The organism is Streptomyces diastatochromogenes, assembly GCF_002242805.1.
Classification (GTDB): Bacteria; Actinomycetota; Actinomycetes; order Streptomycetales; family Streptomycetaceae; genus Streptomyces; species Streptomyces diastatochromogenes.
This window is the reverse complement of record NZ_MCGQ01000066.1, coordinates 1-20712: the sequence shown is the minus strand read 5'-3', so window position 1 is coordinate 20712 and position 20712 is coordinate 1. Positions and strand designations below refer to the sequence as shown.

Here is a 20712-nt window from a genome sequence, read left to right as displayed (position 1 = left end):
GGAAAACCCCCGCATCGAAAGATGCGGGGGTTTTCTGCGTTCAGGAGTCATTTCCCCCAGGAGTCATTTCACCCGAGGGGGCGGGCAGCGGCGGATCAGAGCCGGCCTGCCGCCTTCAGGGCGAGATAGGCATCAGCCAGTGCCGGGGCCAGATCGTCCGGCGTCGCGTCCACGACCGTCACTCCATGACGACGGAGCTGTTCCGCCGTGCGCTGACGTTCGCTCTGCGCCTGCGCGGCCGCGGCAGCCTCGTACACCGCCTCGGCGTTCCCTCGGGCCTGAGCCATTCGGGCGATGTGCGGATCGGCCACCGAGGCGACGAGGACCGTGTGGCGCTGGGTGAGCTGCGGGAGCACAGGCAGCAGACCCTGCTCCACCGGCGCCGCGTCGAGCGTCGTGAGCAGCACGATCAGGGAGCGGCGAGGGGCCGTACGAAGAGCCGTCGCGGTGAGGCCACGGGCGTCGGTTTCGACGAGTTCCGGCTCCAGCGTTGCCATCGCGTTGACCAGCGACGGCAGGACATCGCCGGCGGAGCGGCCCTGGACCAGGGCTCGGATCCGGCGGTCGTAGGCGAGCAGGTCAACGCGGTCGCCGGCGCGGGAGGCGAGCGCCGCGAGGAGCAGGGCCGCGTCCAGGGAGGCGTCCAGGCGTGGGATGTCGCCCACGCGACCGGCCGAGGTACGTCCGGTGTCGAGGACCATGAGGATGTGGCGATCGCGTTCGGGCCGCCAGGTGCGGACGGCCACGGTGGACTGGCGGGCGGTGGCGCGCCAGTCGATCGAGCGGGTGTCGTCGCCGGGGACGTACTCGCGCAGACTGTCGAACTCGGTGCCCTCGCCGCGGGTCAGCACGCTGGTGCGGCCGTCGAGTTCACGCAATCGGGCGAGTTTCGACGGCAGGTGCTTGCGGCTGGTGAACGGGGGCAGGACTCGTACTGTCCACGGCACCTTGTGGGTGCCCTGGCGGGAGAAGAGCCCGAGGGGGCCGTAGGAGCGGATCGTCACGCGGTCGGCCTGGCGGTCGCCGCGACGGGTGGGGCGCAGCCGGGTCGTCACCCGTCGGCGTTCGCCGGCCGGGATGGTGACCCGGTGGCGCGAGCTCTCGACCTCGGTGCCGGGCCGCCAGCTGCTGGGGGGCCATGCGTCCCGCAGGCGTGCCCGCAGAAGTCGGCCGGTCGGGTTGGTGATCGTCAGGGTGACGTCGGCGGATTCGCCGAGACGTGCGGAGGTGTCACCGGAGCGGGACAGGACGAGCCGTCGTACGGGTGCCGCGAGTGCGAAGTCGCAGGCGCAGGCCAGGGCCAGGGGACCGTTGACCGCGAGGATGCCTGCCCAGCCGGGTTCCAGGATGCCGACGGGGATCGAGCCGAGGGCCGCGAGAAGGGCGGCGCGTCCGGTGAGTGCCATCAGCGGGGGACCGGGACGTGGGCGAGGATGGCGTTGATGACGGAGTCTGCGGTCACGCCTTCCATCTCGGCCTCTGGGCGCAGCTGGACGCGGTGGCGCAGGGTGGGCAGGGCGAGGGCCTTCACGTCGTCGGGGATGACGTAGTCGCGGCCGGTCAGCCAGGCCCAGGCCCGAGAGGTGGCGAGTAGTGCGGTGGCACCGCGCGGGGAGACGCCGAGGGTGAGGGACGGCGATTCGCGGGTGGCGCGGCAGATGTCCACCACGTAGGCCGTGATCTCGGGGGAGACGGTCGTCTTGGCGACCGCGGCGCGAGCCGCGTCCAGGTCGGCCGGACCGGCGACGGGGCGGACGCCGGCGGCGCGCAGGTCGCGCGGGTTGAAGCCCGAGGCGTGGCGGGTGAGGACGTCGATCTCGTCCTGGCGGGAGGGCAGAGGGATCGTCAGCTTGAGGAGAAAGCGGTCCAGTTGGGCTTCGGGGAGGGGGTAGGTGCCCTCGTACTCGACCGGGTTCTGGGTCGCGGCCACGAGGAACGGCTCGGGCAGCAGGCGCGGGGTGCCGTCGACCGTGACCTGGCGTTCCTCCATGGCTTCCAACAGGGAGGACTGGGTCTTCGGCGGGGTGCGGTTGATCTCGTCCGCCAGAAGGAGGTTGGTGAAGACCGGGCCCGGCTGGAAGGAGAACTCGGCGGTGCGCGTGTCGTAGACGAGGGAGCCGGTGACGTCGCTCGGCATCAGGTCGGGGGTGAACTGGACGCGCTTGGTGTCGAGTTCGAGCGCGGATGCGAGGGTACGGACGAGCAACGTTTTGGCGACTCCGGGGACTCCTTCTAGGAGAACGTGTCCGCGGCAGAGGAGAGCGACGACGAGGCCGGTCACGGCGGAGTCCTGGCCGACCACGGCTTTGGCGATCTCGGTGCGCAGGGTTTCCAGGGCGGCCCGGGCGGCGGCCGGGTCCCCGGTGTTCCCGGCGTTGTCAGTGGTCGGGTCCATCATGGACGGCGTACCTCTCTTTCGAGGGCGTCGAGTTGGTCGGTGAGTGCGATGAGGGCCGCGTCGTCGGCGGGCGGCGGTCCGAAGAGGAGGGAGTGCAGGGCCTGTCCGTCTCCGTTGAGGTGGGCGGACAGGGCGGGGAGCAGGGCTTCGGGCGCGTGCGCCTGGGCGACGGGGACGCCTACGAGGGGGGCCAGGCGCGTGCGGGTGGTGGAGCGAAGAGCGGCGGCCGCACGGTCGCGGGCGTTGGCCTTGCGGTAGAGGCGAGCGCGGCCTTCGGTGGTTTCGGAGGCGCGGATCGCGACGGGGAGTTTCTCGGGCACCAGGGGGCCGAACCGGCGTGCCCGCCAGAAGGCGGCGAGGGCCGCGGCGATGAACAGCTGCAGGGTGCCCCAGAGCCAGCCCGAGGGGAGCAGGTCGAGGAAGCTCTTTCGTTCGCCGGTGTCGGCGGCGGAAGCGTCGGAGAGCGAGGGGAGGTACCAGACCAGATGGGGGCGGGAGCCGAGGAGTTGGAGGGCGAGCGAGGCGTTGCCCTGTTCGTCGAGGCGCTTGTTGAAGAGGATGTCGGGCGCGCCGAGCACGACGGTGTCGCCGTCTCCGGAGGCCGCCGGAAGGCGGAGCAGGGTGGCGAGGCGTTCGCTGGGGTAGCAGGAGTCGGCGTCGAGGTGCGTGGTGGTGTAGCGGATGCCGCCGGTGTCGGCGCTGCCGGCGCGCCTGGCTTCGGGCAGGGTGCAGTCGGGTTCGAGCGTCGAGTCGTAGCTGGTGGCGGGGTCCGCGGTGACCCCGGGTGCGAGTCGTTCGACGGACGAGCTGCCGGCGGCGACGAGGATGGTGCGGCCACCGGAGTTGGCCACGGCCGAGTGCAGCCGGGTCTGTTGACGGGGCGTCAGAAGGTCAGGTACGGCGACGAGAAGTGTGGTGTCCGGGCCGGCGGCGGCGCGTGCCGCGCCGAGCGAGGTGACCACGCGCGTGGAGACGCCCCGGTCGGCGAGGAGTTCGGCGACGGCGCGGCTGCCGTAGGGATCGGGGGAGCGCGGGTCGAGTTCGCCGTGCCGGGTCTGGGAGCGGACGGCGGCGATCGCGACGGCCGCGATCAGGATCAGCACGACGGCGACGGCGATGCCTCGCCCGCGAGTCCAGATCTGGCGGGCGGTGGGCGACGCCGAGGTGGTCGGCAACGTGGCCTCGGCGGTCATTCGGCGGCCCCCTGGCTGGTGTTGTGGGCCGTGCTGTTGGCGCTGTTGGCGAGGACCGGCCGGCTGCGCTCCAAGTCGCGGTCGAGTTCGGCGATGCGCCGGTACGACTGCTCGCTCGCCCTGCGTCCGCCGTATGTGACGTCGTCGAACTCCCGGGCGGCGGAGCGCAGTCGGTCGGTGTGCGACGGGAGGGTGCGGCCGGCTTCGGCGGCGGCTTCGTCGGCGGTGCGGCCGGGCCGGACGTCGAGCAGGGTTCGCTCCTCCAGGGAGCGGACGATGGCTCGCATGCGTTCCTGGACGGCCTGGCTCCAGTGGCCCTGGGCGGCGTGTGCCTCGCTGGCCGCGCGGTGTTCGGCGGCGCTGCGGGGGCGCTCGTCGAACAGGGCTGTGGCGGAGACCGGTTGGCGGCGCGGAGTGCCCAGGCGCCACCACAGGGCGGCCAGCACGGCGAGGACGAACAGGACGACGACGAGCAGGCCGAGCGTGCCGCCGGGTGTCGCCGAGGCGGCCGTGTTGAACAGCTTGTCCAGCCAGTCCCAGAAGGCGTTCAGGGCGCGCTGGAGCAGGCTGGGGTCGTTCTCGTGGTACATCCGCTTGGACAGCTCACGGCGCGCCGCCTCCCGCGCGGGATCGCGCGGAATGGTCACCGGCGGCTCGTCGCCCGAGCCGCCGGCCGCCAGGACCGTGCTGTGTGCCGCGCCCAGTAGGCCTCGTACGGCCGATCCGGCGGCACCGGGCAGGGCCGGTGCCGCCGTGAGAACTCCCCCCGTCAGGCTCACCGCATCAGCTCCCGGGGACGGGGCCGGGGGTGCTGGTGCCGTAGTCCTGGACGCCGGCGGCGCGGGCCAGTTCGAGGTCGAGGGCCTCGCGGCGGATCCGCTGGTCGATGTACAGGAGTACGGTGACGCCCGCGTTGATCGGGAGCGTGATCATGGAGCCGATCACCGAACCGATGCCGCTGATGATCAGGAAACTCCAGCCGGGGCTCTGTGCGTCGGGGGCGAAGAGGCCCGCCATCCCGTCGCCGCTGACGGCGCCCGCGATGAGGGCGAAGGGGATCACGACGATCGACGAGACGATGTTGGCGATGAGCCCGGCGAGCAGCTGGATGCCGAGGACGCGCCACCAGGAGCCACGGACCAGCTTCGCGGAGCGGCTCATCGACTTCACGATGCTCTGCCGCTCCAGCATCAGCGCGGGCGAGGCCAGGGAGAAGCGGACCGTCAGCCACACCGCCACGATGCCGGCGGCGAGGACGCCCAGGACGATCAGCGCGATGCTGGCTCCCTTGTCTCCACCGGCGACGGCGACGAGGATGCCGGGCAGCGCGCCGCAGAGCAGCACACCGACGGCGATGACGCCCAGCAGGAGGAGCAGACCGAACAGCTTCGGTACCTGCGGGCGGGCGTCCCGCCAGGCCTCGCCCGTGCTGACCGGCTTGCCGAGGACGGCACGGCTGGTGACCGTCGTGAGCAGGGCGGTCGCGATGATGGTGCCGACGACGGAGATCACGGCCACGAGACCGGTGCCGGCCATGACCGCGCCCACGGCCTGGAGTATCTCGCTCGGGGAGGCGCTGCGGTCGTTGAGGGTGCTGGTGGTCTCGTCGTTCAGCAGGAGGCCCTGCAGGAGGATCACGCTCAGCTGGGTGAGGACCGCGACGGTGAGCGAGATGCCGAGGACCGTGCGCCAGTAGGTGCGCATGGTGGAGACGGCACCGTCGAGGATCTCGCCGACGCCGAGCGGGCGCAGCGGGATCACGCCGGGCTTGGCAGCGGGCGGGGGGCCGCCCCAGCCGCCGCCCCAGGCTCCGTAGCCGCCGGGGGTGCCGTAGCCACCGGGGCCGCCGGGAGGCCCGCTGTACGAGCCGCCTCCGTACCCGCCGGGCTGTCCTCCGCCGTACCCGCCGCCCCAGCCCGGGCCGGGCGGTGGGGGTGGCGGGGCCTGGCCGGGGCTCGGGGGACCCGTGGGCGCGGACCACTGGCCGGCCGGCGGCTGGTCCTTGGACCACTTCGGGCCTTGGCCCTGCGGGTCTGCGCCAGGCTGCGCGGCCGGTTCGGCGGGGCCGGGACGGTCGGTGGGCTCGGCGGGGCCGGACGCGCCGGGTTCCCGCCCGTCGGGCGACGAGGCGGATCCGGGCGAGGCCCAGCCCGGAGTGTCTGTCATCGATGCTCCTTCACGGTGCCCGTCCGCGGTCGCGACGGCAGGTTGGCAGACATCGTGCCATGGGGTGGTCATCACGTGACCGGCCGCGGTAGGGCCTGCACACCTTCAATTGTCCGCCGGATCCGGGGCAGACTGACCGCATGGCTGATCAGTACGCGCAATCCAGCGAGGACAAGAGGCCGACCGAGATCCCTGTGCTCCGATGGGAGGAACCACCCGAAGGTCCCGTGCTGGTCCTTCTCGACCAGACGAGGCTGCCCGGCGAAGAGGTCGAGCTGGTGTGCACGGACGCTCCCGCGCTGGTGGAGGCGATCCGCTCGCTCGCCGTGCGCGGGGCGCCGCTGCTCGGGATCGCCGGGGCGTACGGCGTGGCGCTCGCCGCCGCGCGGGGCTTCGACGTGGAGGAGGCCGCGCGGGCGCTCGAGGGTGCCCGGCCGACCGCCGTGAACCTTTCCGTCGGGGTGGGCAGAGCCGAGGCCGCCTACCGCACGGCGCTCGCGAGTACGGGCGATCCGACCGTGGCGGCGACGGCGGCGCTGACCGCTGCGCGGACGCTGCACCGGGAGGATGCCGAGGCCAGCGCCCGGATGGCCGCCCACGGCCTGGCACTGCTGGACGAGCTGCTGCCGGGTGGCGGGCAGCGGATCCTGACCCACTGCAACAGCGGATCGCTGGTGTCGGGCGGGGAGGGCACGGCGTTCGCGGTGGCTCTCGCCGTGCACCGCGAGGGCCGGCTGCGGCGGCTGTGGGTGGACGAAACGCGTCCGTTGCTGCAAGGGGCTCGCCTGACGGCGTACGAGGCGGCCCGTCACGGCATGGCGTACACCCTGCTCACCGACAACGCGGCCGGTTCGCTGTTCGCGGCGGGTGACGTGGATGCGGTGCTGATCGGGGCGGACCGGATCGCGGCCGACGGTTCGGTGGCGAACAAGGTGGGGAGCTATCCGCTCGCGGTGCTCGCGCGGTACCACCATGTGCCGTTCATCGTGGTGGCACCGGTGACGACGGTCGACCCGCAGACGCCGGACGGGGCGTCCATCGAGGTCGAGCAGCGCCCCGGCTATGAGGTGACCGAGGTCACAGCACCCCAGGTGTCGGTGACAGGAGCAGGAGGCGGGATTCCGGTGGCACCCCTGGGGACCCAGGCGTACAACCCGGCGTTCGACGTTACGCCGCCCGAGCTGGTGACGGCGATCGTCACTGAGGAGGGGGCCGTTTCTCCTGTGACGACCGAGGCCCTTGCGGAGCTTTGTGCCAGGTCACGCCAGGCAACGACCAGCTGATGGGATGAAGTCGCGTCGATCAACGGCAACGGCCCCTCCACCTGCGGTGATCCGCAGATGAAGGGGCTGTTGACATCTGAGGCTGACATCAAGGCATTGCCATATCAGGTGGTGTGCAGGGGGCATCGCTCGTCTGCCGTAAGGCGGACTGGCCCTCGCTAGGAGCTGTCGTAGCTGATCGCGTAGACGGTGACGGCTGCTGCCGACCGGGCCAGAAGTGCACGTGTCCTGAAGGCGCAGCGGCAGGTGCGTGGGCCGATGGGCGGCGGCTGGTGCAATGGCGGTAGCCAGTGCAGACATGATCAGAAGTGGTTGCGCTGGGTAGCTGACATCCGTGGCTGACATCAACGTCGGCGGACGAGGGCAGACAGTGACGGGCTCCTACGACTATCGTCACGAGGCCGTGACCTGCCTCACCAGGGCGCCTGTCGCTGTTATGAGAATGGGATGATGTCGTTTATGAAGGGACGAGTCCTTGTCGTCGACGACGACACCGCACTGGCCGAGATGCTCGGCATCGTGCTGCGTGGTGAAGGTTTTGAGCCGTCTTTCGTAGCCGACGGCGACAAGGCGCTGGCCGCTTTCCGTGAGAGCAAGCCCGATCTGGTGCTGCTCGATCTGATGCTGCCCGGCCGTGACGGTATCGAGGTGTGCCGCCTGATCAGGGCGGAGTCCGGGGTGCCGATCGTGATGCTGACGGCCAAGAGCGACACCGTCGACGTGGTCGTGGGCCTGGAGTCCGGCGCCGACGACTACATCGTGAAGCCGTTCAAGCCGAAGGAGCTGGTGGCCCGGATCCGGGCGCGGCTCAGGAGGTCGGAGGAGCCGGCGCCGGAGCAGCTCACCATCGGTGACCTGGTCATTGACGTGGCCGGGCACTCGGTGAAGCGGGACGGGCAGTCGATCGCGCTGACCCCGCTGGAGTTCGACCTACTGGTCGCGCTGGCCCGCAAGCCCTGGCAGGTGTTCACGCGTGAGGTGCTGCTCGAGCAGGTGTGGGGTTACCGCCACGCTGCTGACACGCGGCTCGTCAACGTGCACGTCCAGCGGCTTCGCTCCAAGGTCGAGAAGGACCCGGAGCGGCCGGAGATCGTGGTGACCGTCCGTGGTGTCGGTTACAAGGCCGGACCGAGCTGACATGTCCGGGGACAGGACCGCTTCGGCTCCCGGCCGGTCCGGGGCCCGTCCGGGGCGGCCTGTCGGCCGGAAGGCGGCGGGTTCGGGCTGGGGACGCCTCTTCGAGGGCGGGCTGCTGCAGGGCGGGGTCCAGGGCAGTCCGGTCGTCCGCCTGTTCATGCGCTGGGTGCGCCGCCCGCTGCTGCCCGTGATGCGGCTGTGGCGGCGCAACATCCAGCTGCGGGTCGTCGCCACGACCCTGCTGATGTCGCTGGGCGTCGTCCTGCTGCTCGGCTTCGTCGTGATCGGGCAGGTGCGCAACGGTCTGCTGGACGCGAAGGTGAAGGCGTCGCAGAGCCAGGCCACCGGCGGGTTCGCGGTGGCCAAGCAGAAGGCCGACGAGGCCGCCAGCGGCACGGGCCCGGGTACCAGCGGTGACGGCACCGCCACGGCCGACGGACGGCAGTCGCAGAACGTCATCCCGTGGATGAGCGACCTCGTGGATTCGCTCTCCAGCGGCGGTGCCGGTGCCTTCGAAATTGTGACGCTCCCTGTGGGCGACGACAGCGGCGGCGGCCGCAGCCCGCGCGGCTCCGGGAAGGTCGACCCCTCCTCCAGCGTGCCCGCCGACCTGCGCGAGCGGATCAACAGCAGTACGACGGCCGCCCAGAGCTACACCCGGATCGTCTACTCCAACGGCAAGGAATCCCAGCCGGCGCTGGTCATCGGCAAGCAGGTCAACGACCCCAACGGCCGCCCCTACGAGCTGTACTACCTCTTCCCGCTCACCCAGGAGGAGAAGTCGCTCAGCCTGGTCAAGGGCACGCTCGCGACCGCCGGGCTCTTCGTCGTCGTACTCCTGGGCGCGATCGCCTGGCTGGTGGTGCGGCAGGTCGTCACTCCGGTGCGGATGGCGGCCGGGATCGCGGAGCGGCTGTCCGCCGGGCGCCTGCAGGAGCGGATGAAGGTCACCGGCGAGGACGACATCGCGCGCCTGGGCGAGGCCTTCAACAAGATGGCGCAGAACCTCCAGGTGAAGATCCAGCAGATGGAGGACCTGTCGCGGATGCAGCGGCGGTTCGTCTCCGACGTCTCGCACGAGCTGCGCACGCCGCTGACGACCGTACGGATGGCCGCCGACGTCATCCACGAGGCCCGTGAGGACTTCGATCCGGTGACCGCGCGGTCGGCGGAGCTGCTCGCCGACCAGCTGGACCGGTTCGAGTCGCTGCTCGCGGACCTGCTGGAGATCAGCCGCTTCGACGCGGGCGCCGCGGCACTGGAGGCCGAGCCGATAGACCTCAGGGAGGTCGTGCGGCGGGTCGTCGGCGGCGCCGAGCCGCTCGCCGAGCGCAAGGGCACCCACATACGCGTCGTCGGCGACCAGCAGCCCGTCGTTGCCGAGGCCGACGCCCGACGGGTGGAGCGCATACTGCGCAATCTCGTCGTCAACGCCGTCGAGCACGGCGAGGGCAAGGACGTCGTCGTCAAGCTCGCCGCCGCGGGCGGCGCGGTCGCCATCGCGGTGCGCGACTACGGCGTCGGACTCAAGCCCGGCGAGGCGACCCGGGTCTTCAGCCGCTTCTGGCGGGCCGACCCGGCACGCGCGCGGACCACCGGCGGTACGGGCCTCGGGCTGTCGATCGCTCTGGAGGACGCCCGGCTGCACGGCGGCTGGCTGCAGGCCTGGGGGGAGCCGGGCGGCGGCTCGCAGTTCCGGCTGACGCTGCCGCGGACCGCGGACGAACCACTGCGCGGCTCGCCGATACCGCTGGAACCCAAGGACTCGCGGCGCAACCGCGGACTCGACGACGCCGGCCTGCCCCGCGGGGGCGAGGAGAAGCGGGCGACCGTTCCGGTGCAGCCGGGCGGCGGCCAGGTGCCGCCGCTGCCCGCGCGCGCCCCGATCGCCCCGCGTCTGGCCTCCGTCACCCCGGCCGCCGACCCGACCGCGCTGCCCGGCAACGGCAACGGCGCGCGCGTGGTGCCCCGGCCCGCCGGGGGCGTCCGGCGCCCCGACGACAGGCCTGCGGCCGATCCGGCACCCGACACACACACGGGCCGTCCGGATCCGGCCGGGCCCAAGGACTCGACCGAGCCAGGGGAGGCATTTCGTGGGCGCTGACCGCGAGGGGGGCGTCCGGCGCAGGCCGGGACGCGCGGTGGCCTACGCGGCCTGCGGGGTCGTTCTGCTGGCCGGGTGCGCCTCGATGCCCGACAGCGGGGACCTGCGGGACGTCGAGTCCACGCCGCGGCAGGACACCGGGGTGCGCGTGTTCGCCATGCCGCCCGCCGAGGACGCCGAGCCCGGCGAGATCATGCAGGGCTTCCTGGAGGCCCTGACCAGCGACGATCCGCAGTACGACACCGCCCGCAAGTACCTCACCGCCGATGCCGCGCGCACCTGGCGACCGGAGCGGTCGGCCACCGTCCTCGCGAACGGACCGAGCGCCGTGCCCGGCCAGCAGCCCCACGGCCGGGAGGCGGCCGACGCCGGCAGCCTCACCTACGTCCTTTCGGGCAGCCTGGTCGCAAGGGTCGACGGGCATCAGGCGTACGCACCTGCCGCCGGGCCCTACAGCAAGAAGGTGCACCTCACCAAGGACGCCAAGAGCGGCCAGTGGCGCATCGACGCGCTGCCCCAGGGCGTCGTCATGGGCAAGTCGGACTTCCAGCGCAACTACACGTCCGTCAACAAGTACTACTTCGCCTCGACCACGACGGTCGGGGCGACCGGGCAGCCGGTGGCGGTCGCCGACCCGGTGTTCGTCCGCAGCAAGGTGGACCCGATGACCCAGATGGTGCGGTCGCTGCTGAGCGGGCCCACCACTTGGCTCGAGCCGGTCGTCAGGTCCAGCTTCCCGACCGGTACGGCCCTGCAGGAGGGCACGTCGGGGCTGACGCCGGACGACCAGAACAGACTGACGGTGCCGCTGAACTCCGCGGTCTCCCGGGCAGGGGCCGCCAAGTGCAGGGAGATGGCGACCCAGTTGCTGTTCACGCTGCGGAACCTGACGCCGACGCTGGAGTCGGTCGAGCTGCAGGGGCCCGGCGGCCACCGGCTGTGCGACCTCACCGAGGAGCGCGCCGAGACCGCCGCCTGGCACGCCTCGGCCCAGCGTCCCGAGTACCTGTACTTCCTCGACGGCAAGCACCGGCTGGTGCGGTTGCCCACCGGGAGCGCGGGGACCAGCGCCGTTCCGGTGCCGGGCCCGCTGGGGGAGGGCGAGAAGGAGCTGCAGTCGGTGGCCGTCTCGCGGGACGAGCACACCGTGGCGGGGGTCGGTGCCGACGGCAAGGCGCTGTACGTGACCTCGCCGGCGGCCAGCAGTTCGCTCGGGGAAGCGGTGGTCAGCAGCCAGGGGGCGACCGCGACCGACCGGCTGACCACGCCGAGTTGGGACGCCCGCGGTGACCTGTGGGTGGCCGACCGCGACCCGCGCCATCCGAAGCTGTACGTCCTGGAGCACCTGGATCTGGGCGTCGGCAAGCCGGTGGAGGTCACCATCCCCGACCTGCCCGGACGCATCAGTGACGTGCGGGTGGCCGCCGACGGGGTGCGGGTCGCCCTGGTCGTGGAGAAGGATGACGGCAAGCAGTCCCTGCTCATCGGCCGGATCGAGCGCGACGACAAGTCGGGGGCCCGTCCCGCGGTCGTCGAACTGCGCTCCGCCGCCCCCGATCTGGAGCAGGTCACCGCCATGTCCTGGGCCGGGGACAGTCGGCTGGTCGTGGTCGGACTGGAGCAGGGAGGCGTGCATCAGCTGCGGTACGTCCAGGTCGACGGCTCCACTCTGGACGGTCCGGCGCCCGCGGCCCTGTCGGGTGTGAAGGCGATCGCCGCGTCCGAGGACGAACGGGTGCCGCTGGTGGCCTACTCGGAGGACGGGATCGTACGACTGCCGTCCGGGGCTCAGTGGCAGAAGGTGGACAAGGACGGGACCGCGCCGGTCTATCCGGGCTGAGAACGCTGTTCGGCGTGGATGTCTGCCCCGCGTGGACGTCCCGTCCCGTGTGGATGTCCATACGGCCGTCACTCGTGTGGGTGATGAGTGGTGGGCGTTGTTCCGCGCTGTCCACAGGGCGTTTTCCACAGGGGTGGCCGGTCGTCCCGGGTGTTGGCACAGTGGTGGACATGCGGGGCTGGTGGCAGGACCTGACCGACCTGGTGCTTCCGGCCGACTGCGCGGGCTGCGGGGCACCTCGTACGGAGCTGTGTCCGCGGTGCCGGACCGCACTGGGCGGTGCCGCGCCGCGCCGGGTGCGGCCGGTGCCGGAGCCGCCCGGGCTGCCGGTGGTGCACGCGGCGGCTCCCTACGCGGCGGAGGTGCGGGCTCTCCTCCTCGCTCACAAGGAGCGCGGTGCCCTGGCGCTCGCGGGGGCCTTGGGCGCGGCCTTGGCGGGGGCCGTGCGGGCGGGCCTCGGGCCGGGCGGGCCCGGTGGTGCGCGCACGGGACGGCGGGGGTCCGGGAGCGTGCTGCTCGTCCCCGTGCCCTCCGCCCGGTGGGCCGTGCGGGCACGCGGGCATGATCCGGTACGGCGGATGGCGCTCGCGGCGGCCGGTGAGCTGCGGCGCACCGGGACACCGGCCCGGGTGGCCGCCGTGCTGCGGCAGCGGCGGGCCGTGGCGGACCAGGCGGCGCTCGACGCCCGGCAGCGCCTGGAGAACCTCGCCGGCGCGCTGGAGGTGACGGCGGGCGGGGAGCGGCTGCTCACCGGGGGCCGTGTCGTGGTCGTCGACGATCTGATGACGACGGGCGCGAGCCTCGCGGAGGCGGCGCGGGCCCTGCGGGAGGCGGTCGTATCACGCCGCAATGGGGGAACGGCTGTGTACGAGGCCGTAACTCGGGAAGGAAGGGGGGAACAACGGATGGGAGCTCGGCCGGAGAGGGAGAACTGGGTGCACGGTGCACCTGAAATAGTGGCGCCCCACGTCATCGGAGAGGCGCTGCGCGCAGCCGTGGTCGCCGCTCCGAGGGATTCCTTTGAAATAAACAGGAACTGAGCATGAACCTGCATCGTTGCAGGTAGCGAGAGGTTCTATTCACCTGAACGGAGGTACGCCGCGGTAGAGGGTGACGACATCCGTCCGGGCGAGATATGTTCGGTTGTGAGGAAAGGCGCAGGCCACACCTCTCATATCCGAATGCCGTGCTGCGGGTTTTCCGCAATCACCCGCAGCGCTGGGGTGGAGATCTTGCCCATGGGGGAGGAGGAGGTGAAGTCACCGAGTCCGAGGTTCCGGGGCTCACCGGAACCGGGTGCAAAAGGGAGATGCTCCGCCGATGGAGCGGAGCGATCCGGGAACGGAGTTCTGCGTGGACATCGTCGTCAAGGGCCGCAAGACCGAGGTGCCCGAGCGGTTCCGCAAGCACGTGGCCGAGAAGCTGAATCTGGAGAAGATCCAGAAGCTCGATGGCAAGGTGATCAGCCTCGACGTCGAGGTGTCCAAGGAGCCCAACCCCCGTCAGGCCGACCGGTGTGACCGAGTGGAGATCACGCTCCGCTCCCGCGGTCCGGTGATCCGGGCGGAGGCAGCGGCCAGCGATCCGTACGCGGCACTCGACCTGGCGGCGGAGAAGCTGGACGCCCGGCTGCGCAAGCAGCACGACAAGCGTTTCTCGCGCCGCGGGGCACGCCGGATCTCGGCGGCGGAGGTCCCCGACCACGTCCCGGGCGTGGCGACGCTCAACGGCAACGGCCTTCCCGTCCACGAAGACGAGACGGACGGCGTGCCGACCAAGAGGATCGGCTCGCTGGAGGTCAAGGGCGAAGGTCCCCTGATCGTCCGCGAGAAGACCCACGTCGCCGCCCCGATGAGCCTCGACCAGGCCCTCTACGAGATGGAACTGGTCGGCCACGACTTCTACTTGTTCGTCGACTCCGAGACCAAGGAGCCGAGCGTCGTCTACCGGCGACACGCCTACGACTACGGCGTCATCCACCTCAGCACGGACCCGATGGTCGCTGAGGCGCAGCCCCCGGCGGCAGGGGGCACGCTGGGTGGCTGACCCACCCGGCAGAAGCTGAGCCGGTGCCCCTGGATGCGTGTGTGCGCCCCCAGGGGCACCCGTGTGCGACCACTTCGCGCCCCGCTCGTCACCTCGGCGTCGTCCAGGCATGAAATCATGGCCGCACCGGCCCAACCGGTGGGCCGCTGCCTTGGGTTGGCATGGCACAGGACCACAGGCCACAGCCTCAGGGGGAGGAACGATGGCGGACACCTTCGGACCGATGCGAGACGCTGACGCAGGCGACGGTGTCATCGGCATGGGCCCGGACGCGGGCTCTTCGCGCCAGGAGCCGATCAGAGTCCTGGTGGTGGACGACCATGCCCTCTTCCGCCGTGGCCTGGAGATCGTGCTCGCGGCCGAGGAGGACATCCAGGTCGTCGGCGAGGCGGGCGACGGCGCCGAGGCCGTCGACAAGGCCGCGGATCTGCTGCCCGACATCGTGCTGATGGACGTGCGTATGCCCAAGCGCGGCGGGATCGAGGCCTGCACCTCCATCAAGGAGGTCGCCCCCAGCGCGAAGATCATCATGCTGACGATCAGCGACGAGGAGGCCGACCTCTACGACGCGATCAAGGCGGGCGCGACCGGATATCTCCTCAAGGAGATCTCCACGGACGAGGTGGCCACCGCCATTCGCGCGGTGGCCGACGGGCAGTCGCAGATCAGCCCGTCCATGGCGTCCAAGCTCCTCACCGAGTTCAAGTCGATGATCCAGCGCACCGACGAACGCCGGCTGGTGCCCGCGCCGCGGCTGACCGACCGCGAGCTGGAGGTTCTCAAGCTCGTCGCCACCGGCATGAACAACCGGGACATCGCCAAGGAACTGTTCATCTCCGAGAACACCGTGAAGAACCACGTCCGCAACATCCTGGAGAAGCTGCAGCTGCACTCCAGGATGGAAGCGGTGGTCTACGCGATGCGGGAGAAGATCCTCGAGATCCGCTAGCTCCTAGCCGAGAAGGGCCGCGAGTTCTCTGGTGAGGGGCTCGTGGAGCTCCGGTGCGTCGACGCGTTCCACGCGGACGTCCGTGCAGTTCACCCAGGTCGCCGCCTCGACGAGGGCCTGTGCGACCGCCGGGACCGCCTTCGGGCTGTCCAGGGTCACCTGCCTGGCCACCAGCGTGCGGCCCTCGCGGGCCGGGTCGACCCGCCCGACCAGCAGGCCGCCGGCCAGCACCGGCATCGCGAAGTAGCCGTAGACCCGCTTCGGCTTGGGGACGTAGGCCTCCAGGCGGTGGGTGAAGCCGAAAATCCGCTCCGTGCGCGCCCGCTCCCAGATCAGGGAGTCGAACGGGGACAGCAGCGTGGTGCGGTGACGGCCGCGCGGCGGTGTGGCGAGGGCCACCGGGTCCGCCCAGGCCGGCTTCCCCCAGCCCTCCACCTCGACCGGCACCAGACCCGAGTCGGCGATCACCGCGTCGACCTGCTCGCCCTTGAGGCGGTGGTAGTCCGCGATGTCCGCGCGCGTGCCGACACCCAGGGACTCACCGGCCAGCCGGACCAGACGGCGCACGCACTCTGTGTCGTCCAGCTCGTCGTGCAGCAGCGCGTCCGGGATCGCGCGCTCGGCGAGGTCGTACACCCGCTTCCAGCCGCGGCGCTCGACGCACACCACCTCGCCGTACATCAGTGCGCGCTCCACGGCGACCTTGGTGCCGGACCAGTCCCACCAGTCGTTGGTCTTCTTCGCCCCACCCAACTCCGTGGCCGTCAGCGGGCCTTCCGTGCGCAGCTGCTTGATGACCTGGTCGTAGACGCCGTCGGGAAGCTGGTGGTTCCAGTGCGGGCGGTTGCGGTAGGCGCGGCGGCGGAAGGCGAAGTGCGGCCACTCCTCGACCGGGAGGATGCATGCCGCGTGCGACCAGTACTCGAAGGCATGCGCGTCGCTCCAGTAGGCGGACTCGACGGTCTTGCGGCCGACCGCGCCGAGGCGGGCGTACGGGATCAGCTCGTGGGAGCGGGCGAGGACCGAGATCGTGTCGAGCTGGACCGCGCCGAGGTGGCGGAGCACCCCGCGGACCCCGGCCCGCCGGTCGGGCGCGCCGAGGAAGCCCTGGGCCCGAAGGGCGATTCGGCGGGCGTCGTCCGCGGTGAGGGTGGTGGTGGGGCGCGGCAGGGTCGTCATGGGGCGGACGATAGGGGGTGGCACTGACAGTGTGGGATGACCTGCGGTTTCGTCCGGCTGAAGTCAGGTTCGGGCGGGCAGGTACGGCGCCGTCGACGGCAGGCCCAGGTCCGACGGGAGCAGGGAGCCCAGCCAGCAGTCCCGGCGTACCCCCTTGTTGTTGATCGCCGAGCGCAGGGTGCCCTCGACGGTGAATCCGGCGCGCTCCGCCACCGCGCGCGAGGGACCGTTTCCGACCTCCGCGCGCCACTCCAGGCGGTCGACGGACAGCGCGAGGAAGGCCCAGCGGGCGGCGGCGAGGGTGGCCTCGGTGATGTAGCCGCGGCCGCGGTGCTCCTTCACGGCCCAGAACCCGACCTCGCCGACACCCAGCGCGCGCATCGTGATCCCGAGCATCCCCGCCAGTTCCCCTTCGGGGAGGAACACGCCGAACGTGTACATCGAGTCGTTCGCCCAGCCGTCGGGCACCGTCTGCCCGGTGAAGCTCTCGGCGTGCTCACGCAGATACGGCGACGGGAACTGGGAGATCCAGCGCTGCAGGTCGGGGTCCTGGGCGGCCGCGTACACCGCCTCGGTGTCGTCCGGGCCGACGGTGCGCAGCACGAGACGGTCGGTGGGGAGGGTTACGGGTTCCATCGGCCGATTCTGCGCGGGCTGACCGCGCCACGCCAGCGTTTTCGCCGTGCGTGAGCGAGTGATCACATTTCGCGCAATTCCTTCTCGCGGGGCGGCACTATCCGCGAGGCCCGCCCGTTGTTCCGGGTGAAGCAGCCGTCGGGCGGCCAGGCCTCCCGGCGCAGCCAGGTCCTCGCATACGATGGCCGTTGCTCAGTACGTGCAAAGGAAAACCGACCGTCCCAGGCCCGATCGGCAAGGAGACCAGCTCCCGTGTCCGTCCTCTCGAAGATCATGCGTGCAGGCGAAGGCAAGATCCTGCGCAAGCTGCACCGCATCGCGGACCAGGTCAGCTCCATCGAAGAGGACTTCGTCGACCTCTCCGACGCCGAGCTGCGGGCCCTCACCGAGGAGTACAAGCAGCGGTACGCCGATGGTGAGAGCCTGGACGACCTGCTCCCCGAGGCGTTCGCCACCGTCCGCGAGGCCGCCAAGCGCGTCCTTGGCCAGCGGCACTACGACGTGCAGATGATGGGTGGCGCCGCCCTCCACCTCGGCTATGTGGCCGAGATGAAGACCGGTGAGGGCAAGACCCTCGTCGGCACGCTGCCCGCGTATCTGAACGCTCTCTCCGGCGACGGCGTCCACCTGATCACGGTCAACGACTACCTGGCCGAGCGCGACTCCGAGATGATGGGCCGTGTCCACCGGTTCCTGGGCCTGACCGTCGGCTGCATCCTGGCCAACATGACGCCGGCCCAGCGCCGCGAGCAGTACGAGTGCGACATCACGTACGGCACGAACAACGAGTTCGGCTTCGACTACCTTCGCGACAACATGGCGTGGTCCAAGGACGAGCTCGTCCAGCGCGGCCACAACTTCGCCATCGTCGACGAGGTCGACTCCATCCTGGTCGACGAGGCCCGTACGCCGCTGATCATCTCCGGCCCGGCCGACCAGGCCACCAAGTGGTACGGCGACTTCGCCAAGCTGGTCACCCGCCTGAAGAAGGGCGAGGCCGGCAACCCGCTCAAGGGCATGGAGGAGACCGGCGACTACGACGTCGACGAGAAGAAGCGCACGGTCGCCATCCACGAGAACGGCGTCTCCAAGGTCGAGGACTGGCTGGGCATCGACAACCTCTACGAGTCGGTGAACACGCCGCTGGTGGGCTACCTGAACAACGCCATCAAGGCCAAGGAGCTCTTCAAGAAGGACAAGGACTACGTCGTCATCGACGGCGAGGTCATGATCGTCGACGAGCACACCGGCCGTATCCTCGCCGGCCGCCGCTACAACGAGGGCATGCACCAGGCGATCGAGGCGAAGGAAGGGGTGGACATCAAGGACGAGAACCAGACGCTCGCCACGATCACCCTGCAGAACTTCTTCCGCCTCTACAGCAAGCTCTCCGGCATGACCGGTACGGCGATGACCGAGGCCGCCGAGTTCCACCAGATCTACAAGCTCGGCGTGGTCCCGATCCCGACCAACAAGCCGATGATCCGCAAGGACCAGTCGGACCTGATCTACCGCACCGAGGTCGCCAAGTTCGAGGCGGTCGTCGATGACATCGCCGAGAAGCACGAGAAGGGCCAGCCGATCCTCGTCGGCACGACGTCCGTCGAGAAGTCGGAGTACCTCTCCCAGCAGCTCAGCAAGCGCGGCATCCAGCACGAGGTGCTGAACGCCAAGCACCACGAGCGCGAGGCGACGATCGTTGCCCAGGCCGGCCGCAAGGGCGCCGTGACGGTGGCCACCAACATGGCCGGCCGTGGTACGGACATCAAGCTCGGCGGCAACCCCGAGGACCTCGCCGAGGCGGAGCTGCGTCAGCGCGGCCTCGACCCCGAGGAGCACATCGAGGAGTGGGCGCACGCCCTGCCCGCCGCCCTGGAGAAGGCCGAGCACGCGGTCAAGGCCGAGAAGGACGAGGTCGAGGACCTCGGCGGCCTGTACGTGCTGGGTACCGAGCGGCACGAGTCGCGGCGCATCGACAACCAGCTGCGCGGTCGTTCCGGCCGTCAGGGCGACCCGGGCGAGTCGCGCTTCTACCTCTCCCTCGGTGACGACCTGATGCGGCTCTTCAAGGCCCAGATGGTCGAGCGCGTGATGTCGATGGCGAACGTGCCGGACGACGTGCCGATCGAGAACAAGATGGTCACGCGCGCGATCGCGTCCGCGCAGTCGCAGGTCGAGCAGCAGAACTTCGAGACGCGTAAGAACGTGCTGAAGTACGACGAGGTGCTCAACCGGCAGCGCGAGGTCATCTACGGCGAGCGCCGCCGCGTCCTTGAGGGCGAGGACCTGCACGAGCAGGTGCAGCACTTCACGGACGACACGATCGACGAGTACGTCGGCGCGGAGACCGCCGAGGGCTTCCCCGAGGACTGGGACCTGGACCGGCTGTGGGGTGCCTTCAAGCAGCTCTACCCGGTGAAGGTCACCGTCGAGGAGCTGGAGGAGGCGGCCGGTGACCGGGCCGGTCTGACCGCCGAGTTCATCTCCGAGTCCATCAAGGACGACATCCGCGAGCAGTACGAGGCTCGGGAGGCGCAGCTCGGCTCCGAGATCATGCGGGAGCTGGAGCGGCGGGTCGTGCTGTCGGTCCTCGACCGCAAGTGGCGTGAGCACCTCTACGAGATGGACTACCTCCAGGAGGGCATCGGCCTGCGTGCGATGGCGCAGAAGGACCCGCTGATCGAGTACCAGCGCGAGGGCTTCGACATGTTCACCGCGATGATGGAGGGCATCAAGGAGGAGTCCGTCGGCTACCTGTTCAACCTGGAGGTCCAGGTCGAGCAGCAGGTCGAGGAGGTCCCGGTCGAGGAGGCCCAGCCGGTGGCGGAGGGTGTCCAGGACACGGTCCCGGCGCAGGCCGGCGCGCGTCCGGAGATCCGGGCCAAGGGGCTGGATGTCCCGCAGCGGCGCGATCTGCACTTCTCCGCGCCCACCGTGGACGGTGAGGGCGGCGTCGTGGAGCGCGACCTCGAGGACGATGAGCCTGTGCGGTCCGAGTCGGATGGGCTGACGCGGGCGGAGCGGCGTCGGCAGGCGAAGGGCGGGCGGCGCCGCAAGAAGTAGCCTGCGGCACTTCAGCCGTTGACTCAGGGCCGGGTCTCCTTCGGGGGCTCGGCCCTTTGCCTTGTCGTGCGCGCAGCTACGCGGGCTCTGGGCTACGTGGGGGCCTGGGGCCTTCCAGTTCTACTGCTGTGCAGCGCCAGCGGTGGTCGTTGCCTCGTTCCAGGCGGAAGGCCATGGCGCGCAGTTGGTTGCCGGCGGCGATGCGGGCGAAGACCTCCAGGGCGCCGGCGCGGGGGACGTAGTAGCCGATGTCGTGGACGACCGGGCGGGTGCCGTGGGTGCGGAGGGGGCCGCGTTCAGCGAGGTGGGCGAGGTCGTCGTAGGCGCGGCCCGCGGTGTGCCGGAGCATCCAGTGGACGGGGCGCTGACCGCTCAGGACGGCCAGCAGACGGTCGGCGAAGAGGTCGGTGGGGCGCGGCTGCGCCACGGCCGCCTCCGGCGCCGTACGGGCCCTGCCGCGGGCGGGGTTGCGGGGCGGTGCGCTGCCGGGGCGGCGGGAGTCGTGGCGGGTCGGCGGGCGGTGGTGCGGGCGGGGCTGGGGCTTGCGGCTCATGACCTTGTTCATCGGGGTCCCCGTTCGGTCGGCCCGGGGGATACCGGGCGGTAACTCGCTGGTGGGGATCTTGTACGGGGGTGGGGGGGGCCGCCGCAAGGAAGGTGGGGGGGGGGGGGAGGGGGTGGATACGTTCACTTATCCGGGTGGTGAGGGGGCCTGGAA

Annotated in this window: 16 protein-coding genes; 8 read left to right on the top strand and 8 right to left on the bottom strand. The window is 70.9% G+C overall.

The features are described from left to right. Positions 1-95: 95 nt before the first annotated feature. From BEK98_RS44430 to BEK98_RS44410, 5 genes are read right to left on the bottom strand one after another with little or no spacing between them, the layout of a single operon-like run. A complete protein-coding gene (locus tag BEK98_RS44430) occupies positions 96-1406 on the bottom strand; it encodes a DUF58 domain-containing protein (protein ID WP_094222533.1) in 1311 nt (436 codons plus the stop codon). Continuing rightward, positions 1406-2395 carry an AAA family ATPase gene (locus tag BEK98_RS44425; protein ID WP_094222537.1) on the bottom strand — a complete coding sequence of 330 codons (990 nt, stop codon included), beginning with the start codon at positions 2393-2395 and terminating at the stop codon, positions 1406-1408. Before BEK98_RS44425 ends, BEK98_RS44430 begins: the two co-directional genes overlap by 1 nt. Next, complete coding sequence (locus BEK98_RS44420) at positions 2395-3591, bottom strand: DUF4350 domain-containing protein (RefSeq protein WP_094222532.1); 1197 nt, start codon at positions 3589-3591, stop codon at positions 2395-2397. The genes BEK98_RS44425 and BEK98_RS44420 overlap by 1 nt, the downstream gene beginning before the upstream one ends. Continuing rightward, a complete protein-coding gene (locus BEK98_RS44415) occupies positions 3588-4370 on the bottom strand; it encodes a DUF4129 domain-containing protein (protein WP_094222531.1) in 783 nt (260 codons plus the stop codon). The genes BEK98_RS44420 and BEK98_RS44415 overlap by 4 nt, the downstream gene beginning before the upstream one ends. Positions 4371-4374: 4 nt before the next feature. Further along, positions 4375-5757 carry a DUF7847 domain-containing protein gene (locus tag BEK98_RS44410; protein WP_094222530.1) on the bottom strand — a complete coding sequence of 461 codons (1383 nt, stop codon included), beginning with the start codon at positions 5755-5757 and terminating at the stop codon, positions 4375-4377. Between the two features lie 140 nt (positions 5758-5897). Between BEK98_RS44410 and mtnA the strand changes: the two genes are divergently transcribed. The 7 genes from mtnA (at position 5898) to BEK98_RS44375 (ending at position 15116) form a co-directional block, all read left to right on the top strand. After that, positions 5898-7040, top strand: coding sequence for an S-methyl-5-thioribose-1-phosphate isomerase (gene mtnA / locus BEK98_RS44405; RefSeq protein WP_094222529.1), 1143 nt, complete (start codon positions 5898-5900; stop codon positions 7038-7040). A 447-nt stretch (positions 7041-7487) separates the two neighbouring features. After that, the gene (gene mtrA / locus BEK98_RS44400; RefSeq protein ID WP_187279108.1) at positions 7488-8177 is read left to right on the top strand and encodes a two-component system response regulator MtrA; all 690 of its coding nucleotides are present in this window, start codon (positions 7488-7490) and stop codon (positions 8175-8177) included. Between the two features lies 1 nt (position 8178). Beyond that, on the top strand, positions 8179-10281 hold the full coding sequence (gene mtrB / locus BEK98_RS44395) for an MtrAB system histidine kinase MtrB (protein WP_167444423.1): 2103 nt from the start codon (positions 8179-8181) through the stop codon (positions 10279-10281). Beyond that, positions 10271-12121, top strand: a complete 1851-nt coding sequence (locus BEK98_RS44390) for an LpqB family beta-propeller domain-containing protein (RefSeq protein ID WP_208643408.1) — start codon at positions 10271-10273, stop codon at positions 12119-12121. The genes mtrB and BEK98_RS44390 overlap by 11 nt, the downstream gene beginning before the upstream one ends. A 170-nt stretch (positions 12122-12291) precedes the next feature. Beyond that, a complete protein-coding gene (locus tag BEK98_RS44385; RefSeq protein ID WP_094222534.1) occupies positions 12292-13161 on the top strand; it encodes a ComF family protein in 870 nt (289 codons plus the stop codon). 313 nt (positions 13162-13474) lie between these two features. Then, on the top strand, positions 13475-14167 hold the full coding sequence (gene hpf / locus BEK98_RS44380; RefSeq protein ID WP_425276662.1) for a ribosome hibernation-promoting factor, HPF/YfiA family: 693 nt from the start codon (positions 13475-13477) through the stop codon (positions 14165-14167). 202 nt (positions 14168-14369) lie between these two features. Then, on the top strand, positions 14370-15116 hold the full coding sequence (locus BEK98_RS44375; protein ID WP_094222527.1) for a response regulator: 747 nt from the start codon (positions 14370-14372) through the stop codon (positions 15114-15116). 3 nt (positions 15117-15119) lie between these two features. Here BEK98_RS44375 and BEK98_RS44370 read toward each other — a convergent pair whose 3' ends face one another. Together BEK98_RS44370 and BEK98_RS44365 are read right to left on the bottom strand one after the other, a co-directional pair. Beyond that, on the bottom strand, positions 15120-16295 hold the full coding sequence (locus BEK98_RS44370; RefSeq protein ID WP_094222526.1) for a winged helix-turn-helix domain-containing protein: 1176 nt from the start codon (positions 16293-16295) through the stop codon (positions 15120-15122). 63 nt (positions 16296-16358) lie between these two features. Beyond that, positions 16359-16931, bottom strand: a complete 573-nt coding sequence (locus tag BEK98_RS44365; protein WP_094222525.1) for a GNAT family N-acetyltransferase — start codon at positions 16929-16931, stop codon at positions 16359-16361. 252 nt (positions 16932-17183) lie between these two features. Here BEK98_RS44365 and secA point away from each other — a divergent pair, with 252 nt between their 5' ends. Beyond that, complete coding sequence (secA, locus tag BEK98_RS44360) at positions 17184-19994, top strand: preprotein translocase subunit SecA (protein WP_094222524.1); 2811 nt, start codon at positions 17184-17186, stop codon at positions 19992-19994. Between the two features lie 76 nt (positions 19995-20070). On the opposite strand, the gene BEK98_RS44355 is transcribed toward secA, so the two are convergent. After that, complete coding sequence (locus tag BEK98_RS44355; RefSeq protein ID WP_094222523.1) at positions 20071-20559, bottom strand: Rv3235 family protein; 489 nt, start codon at positions 20557-20559, stop codon at positions 20071-20073. Positions 20560-20712: the final 153 nt, after the last annotated feature.

What these genes read in the sequence shown, in the direction of transcription:
- BEK98_RS44430 (WP_094222533.1), bottom strand. Translation starts at nt 1,406, where the DNA reads ATGGCACTCACCGGACGCGCCGCCCTTCTCGCGGCCCTCGGCTCGATC.
- BEK98_RS44425 (WP_094222537.1), bottom strand. Translation starts at nt 2,395, where the DNA reads ATGGACCCGACCACTGACAACGCCGGGAACACCGGGGACCCGGCCGCC.
- BEK98_RS44420 (WP_094222532.1), bottom strand. Translation starts at nt 3,591, where the DNA reads ATGACCGCCGAGGCCACGTTGCCGACCACCTCGGCGTCGCCCACCGCC.
- BEK98_RS44410 (WP_094222530.1), bottom strand. Translation starts at nt 5,757, where the DNA reads ATGACAGACACTCCGGGCTGGGCCTCGCCCGGATCCGCCTCGTCGCCC.
- mtnA (WP_094222529.1), top strand. Translation starts at nt 5,898, where the DNA reads ATGGCTGATCAGTACGCGCAATCCAGCGAGGACAAGAGGCCGACCGAG.
- mtrA (WP_187279108.1), top strand. Translation starts at nt 7,488, where the DNA reads ATGATGTCGTTTATGAAGGGACGAGTCCTTGTCGTCGACGACGACACC.
- mtrB (WP_167444423.1), top strand. Translation starts at nt 8,179, where the DNA reads ATGTCCGGGGACAGGACCGCTTCGGCTCCCGGCCGGTCCGGGGCCCGT.
- BEK98_RS44385 (WP_094222534.1), top strand. Translation starts at nt 12,292, where the DNA reads ATGCGGGGCTGGTGGCAGGACCTGACCGACCTGGTGCTTCCGGCCGAC.
- BEK98_RS44375 (WP_094222527.1), top strand. Translation starts at nt 14,370, where the DNA reads ATGGCGGACACCTTCGGACCGATGCGAGACGCTGACGCAGGCGACGGT.
- BEK98_RS44370 (WP_094222526.1), bottom strand. Translation starts at nt 16,295, where the DNA reads ATGACGACCCTGCCGCGCCCCACCACCACCCTCACCGCGGACGACGCC.
- BEK98_RS44365 (WP_094222525.1), bottom strand. Translation starts at nt 16,931, where the DNA reads ATGGAACCCGTAACCCTCCCCACCGACCGTCTCGTGCTGCGCACCGTC.
- BEK98_RS44355 (WP_094222523.1), bottom strand. Translation starts at nt 20,559, where the DNA reads ATGAACAAGGTCATGAGCCGCAAGCCCCAGCCCCGCCCGCACCACCGC.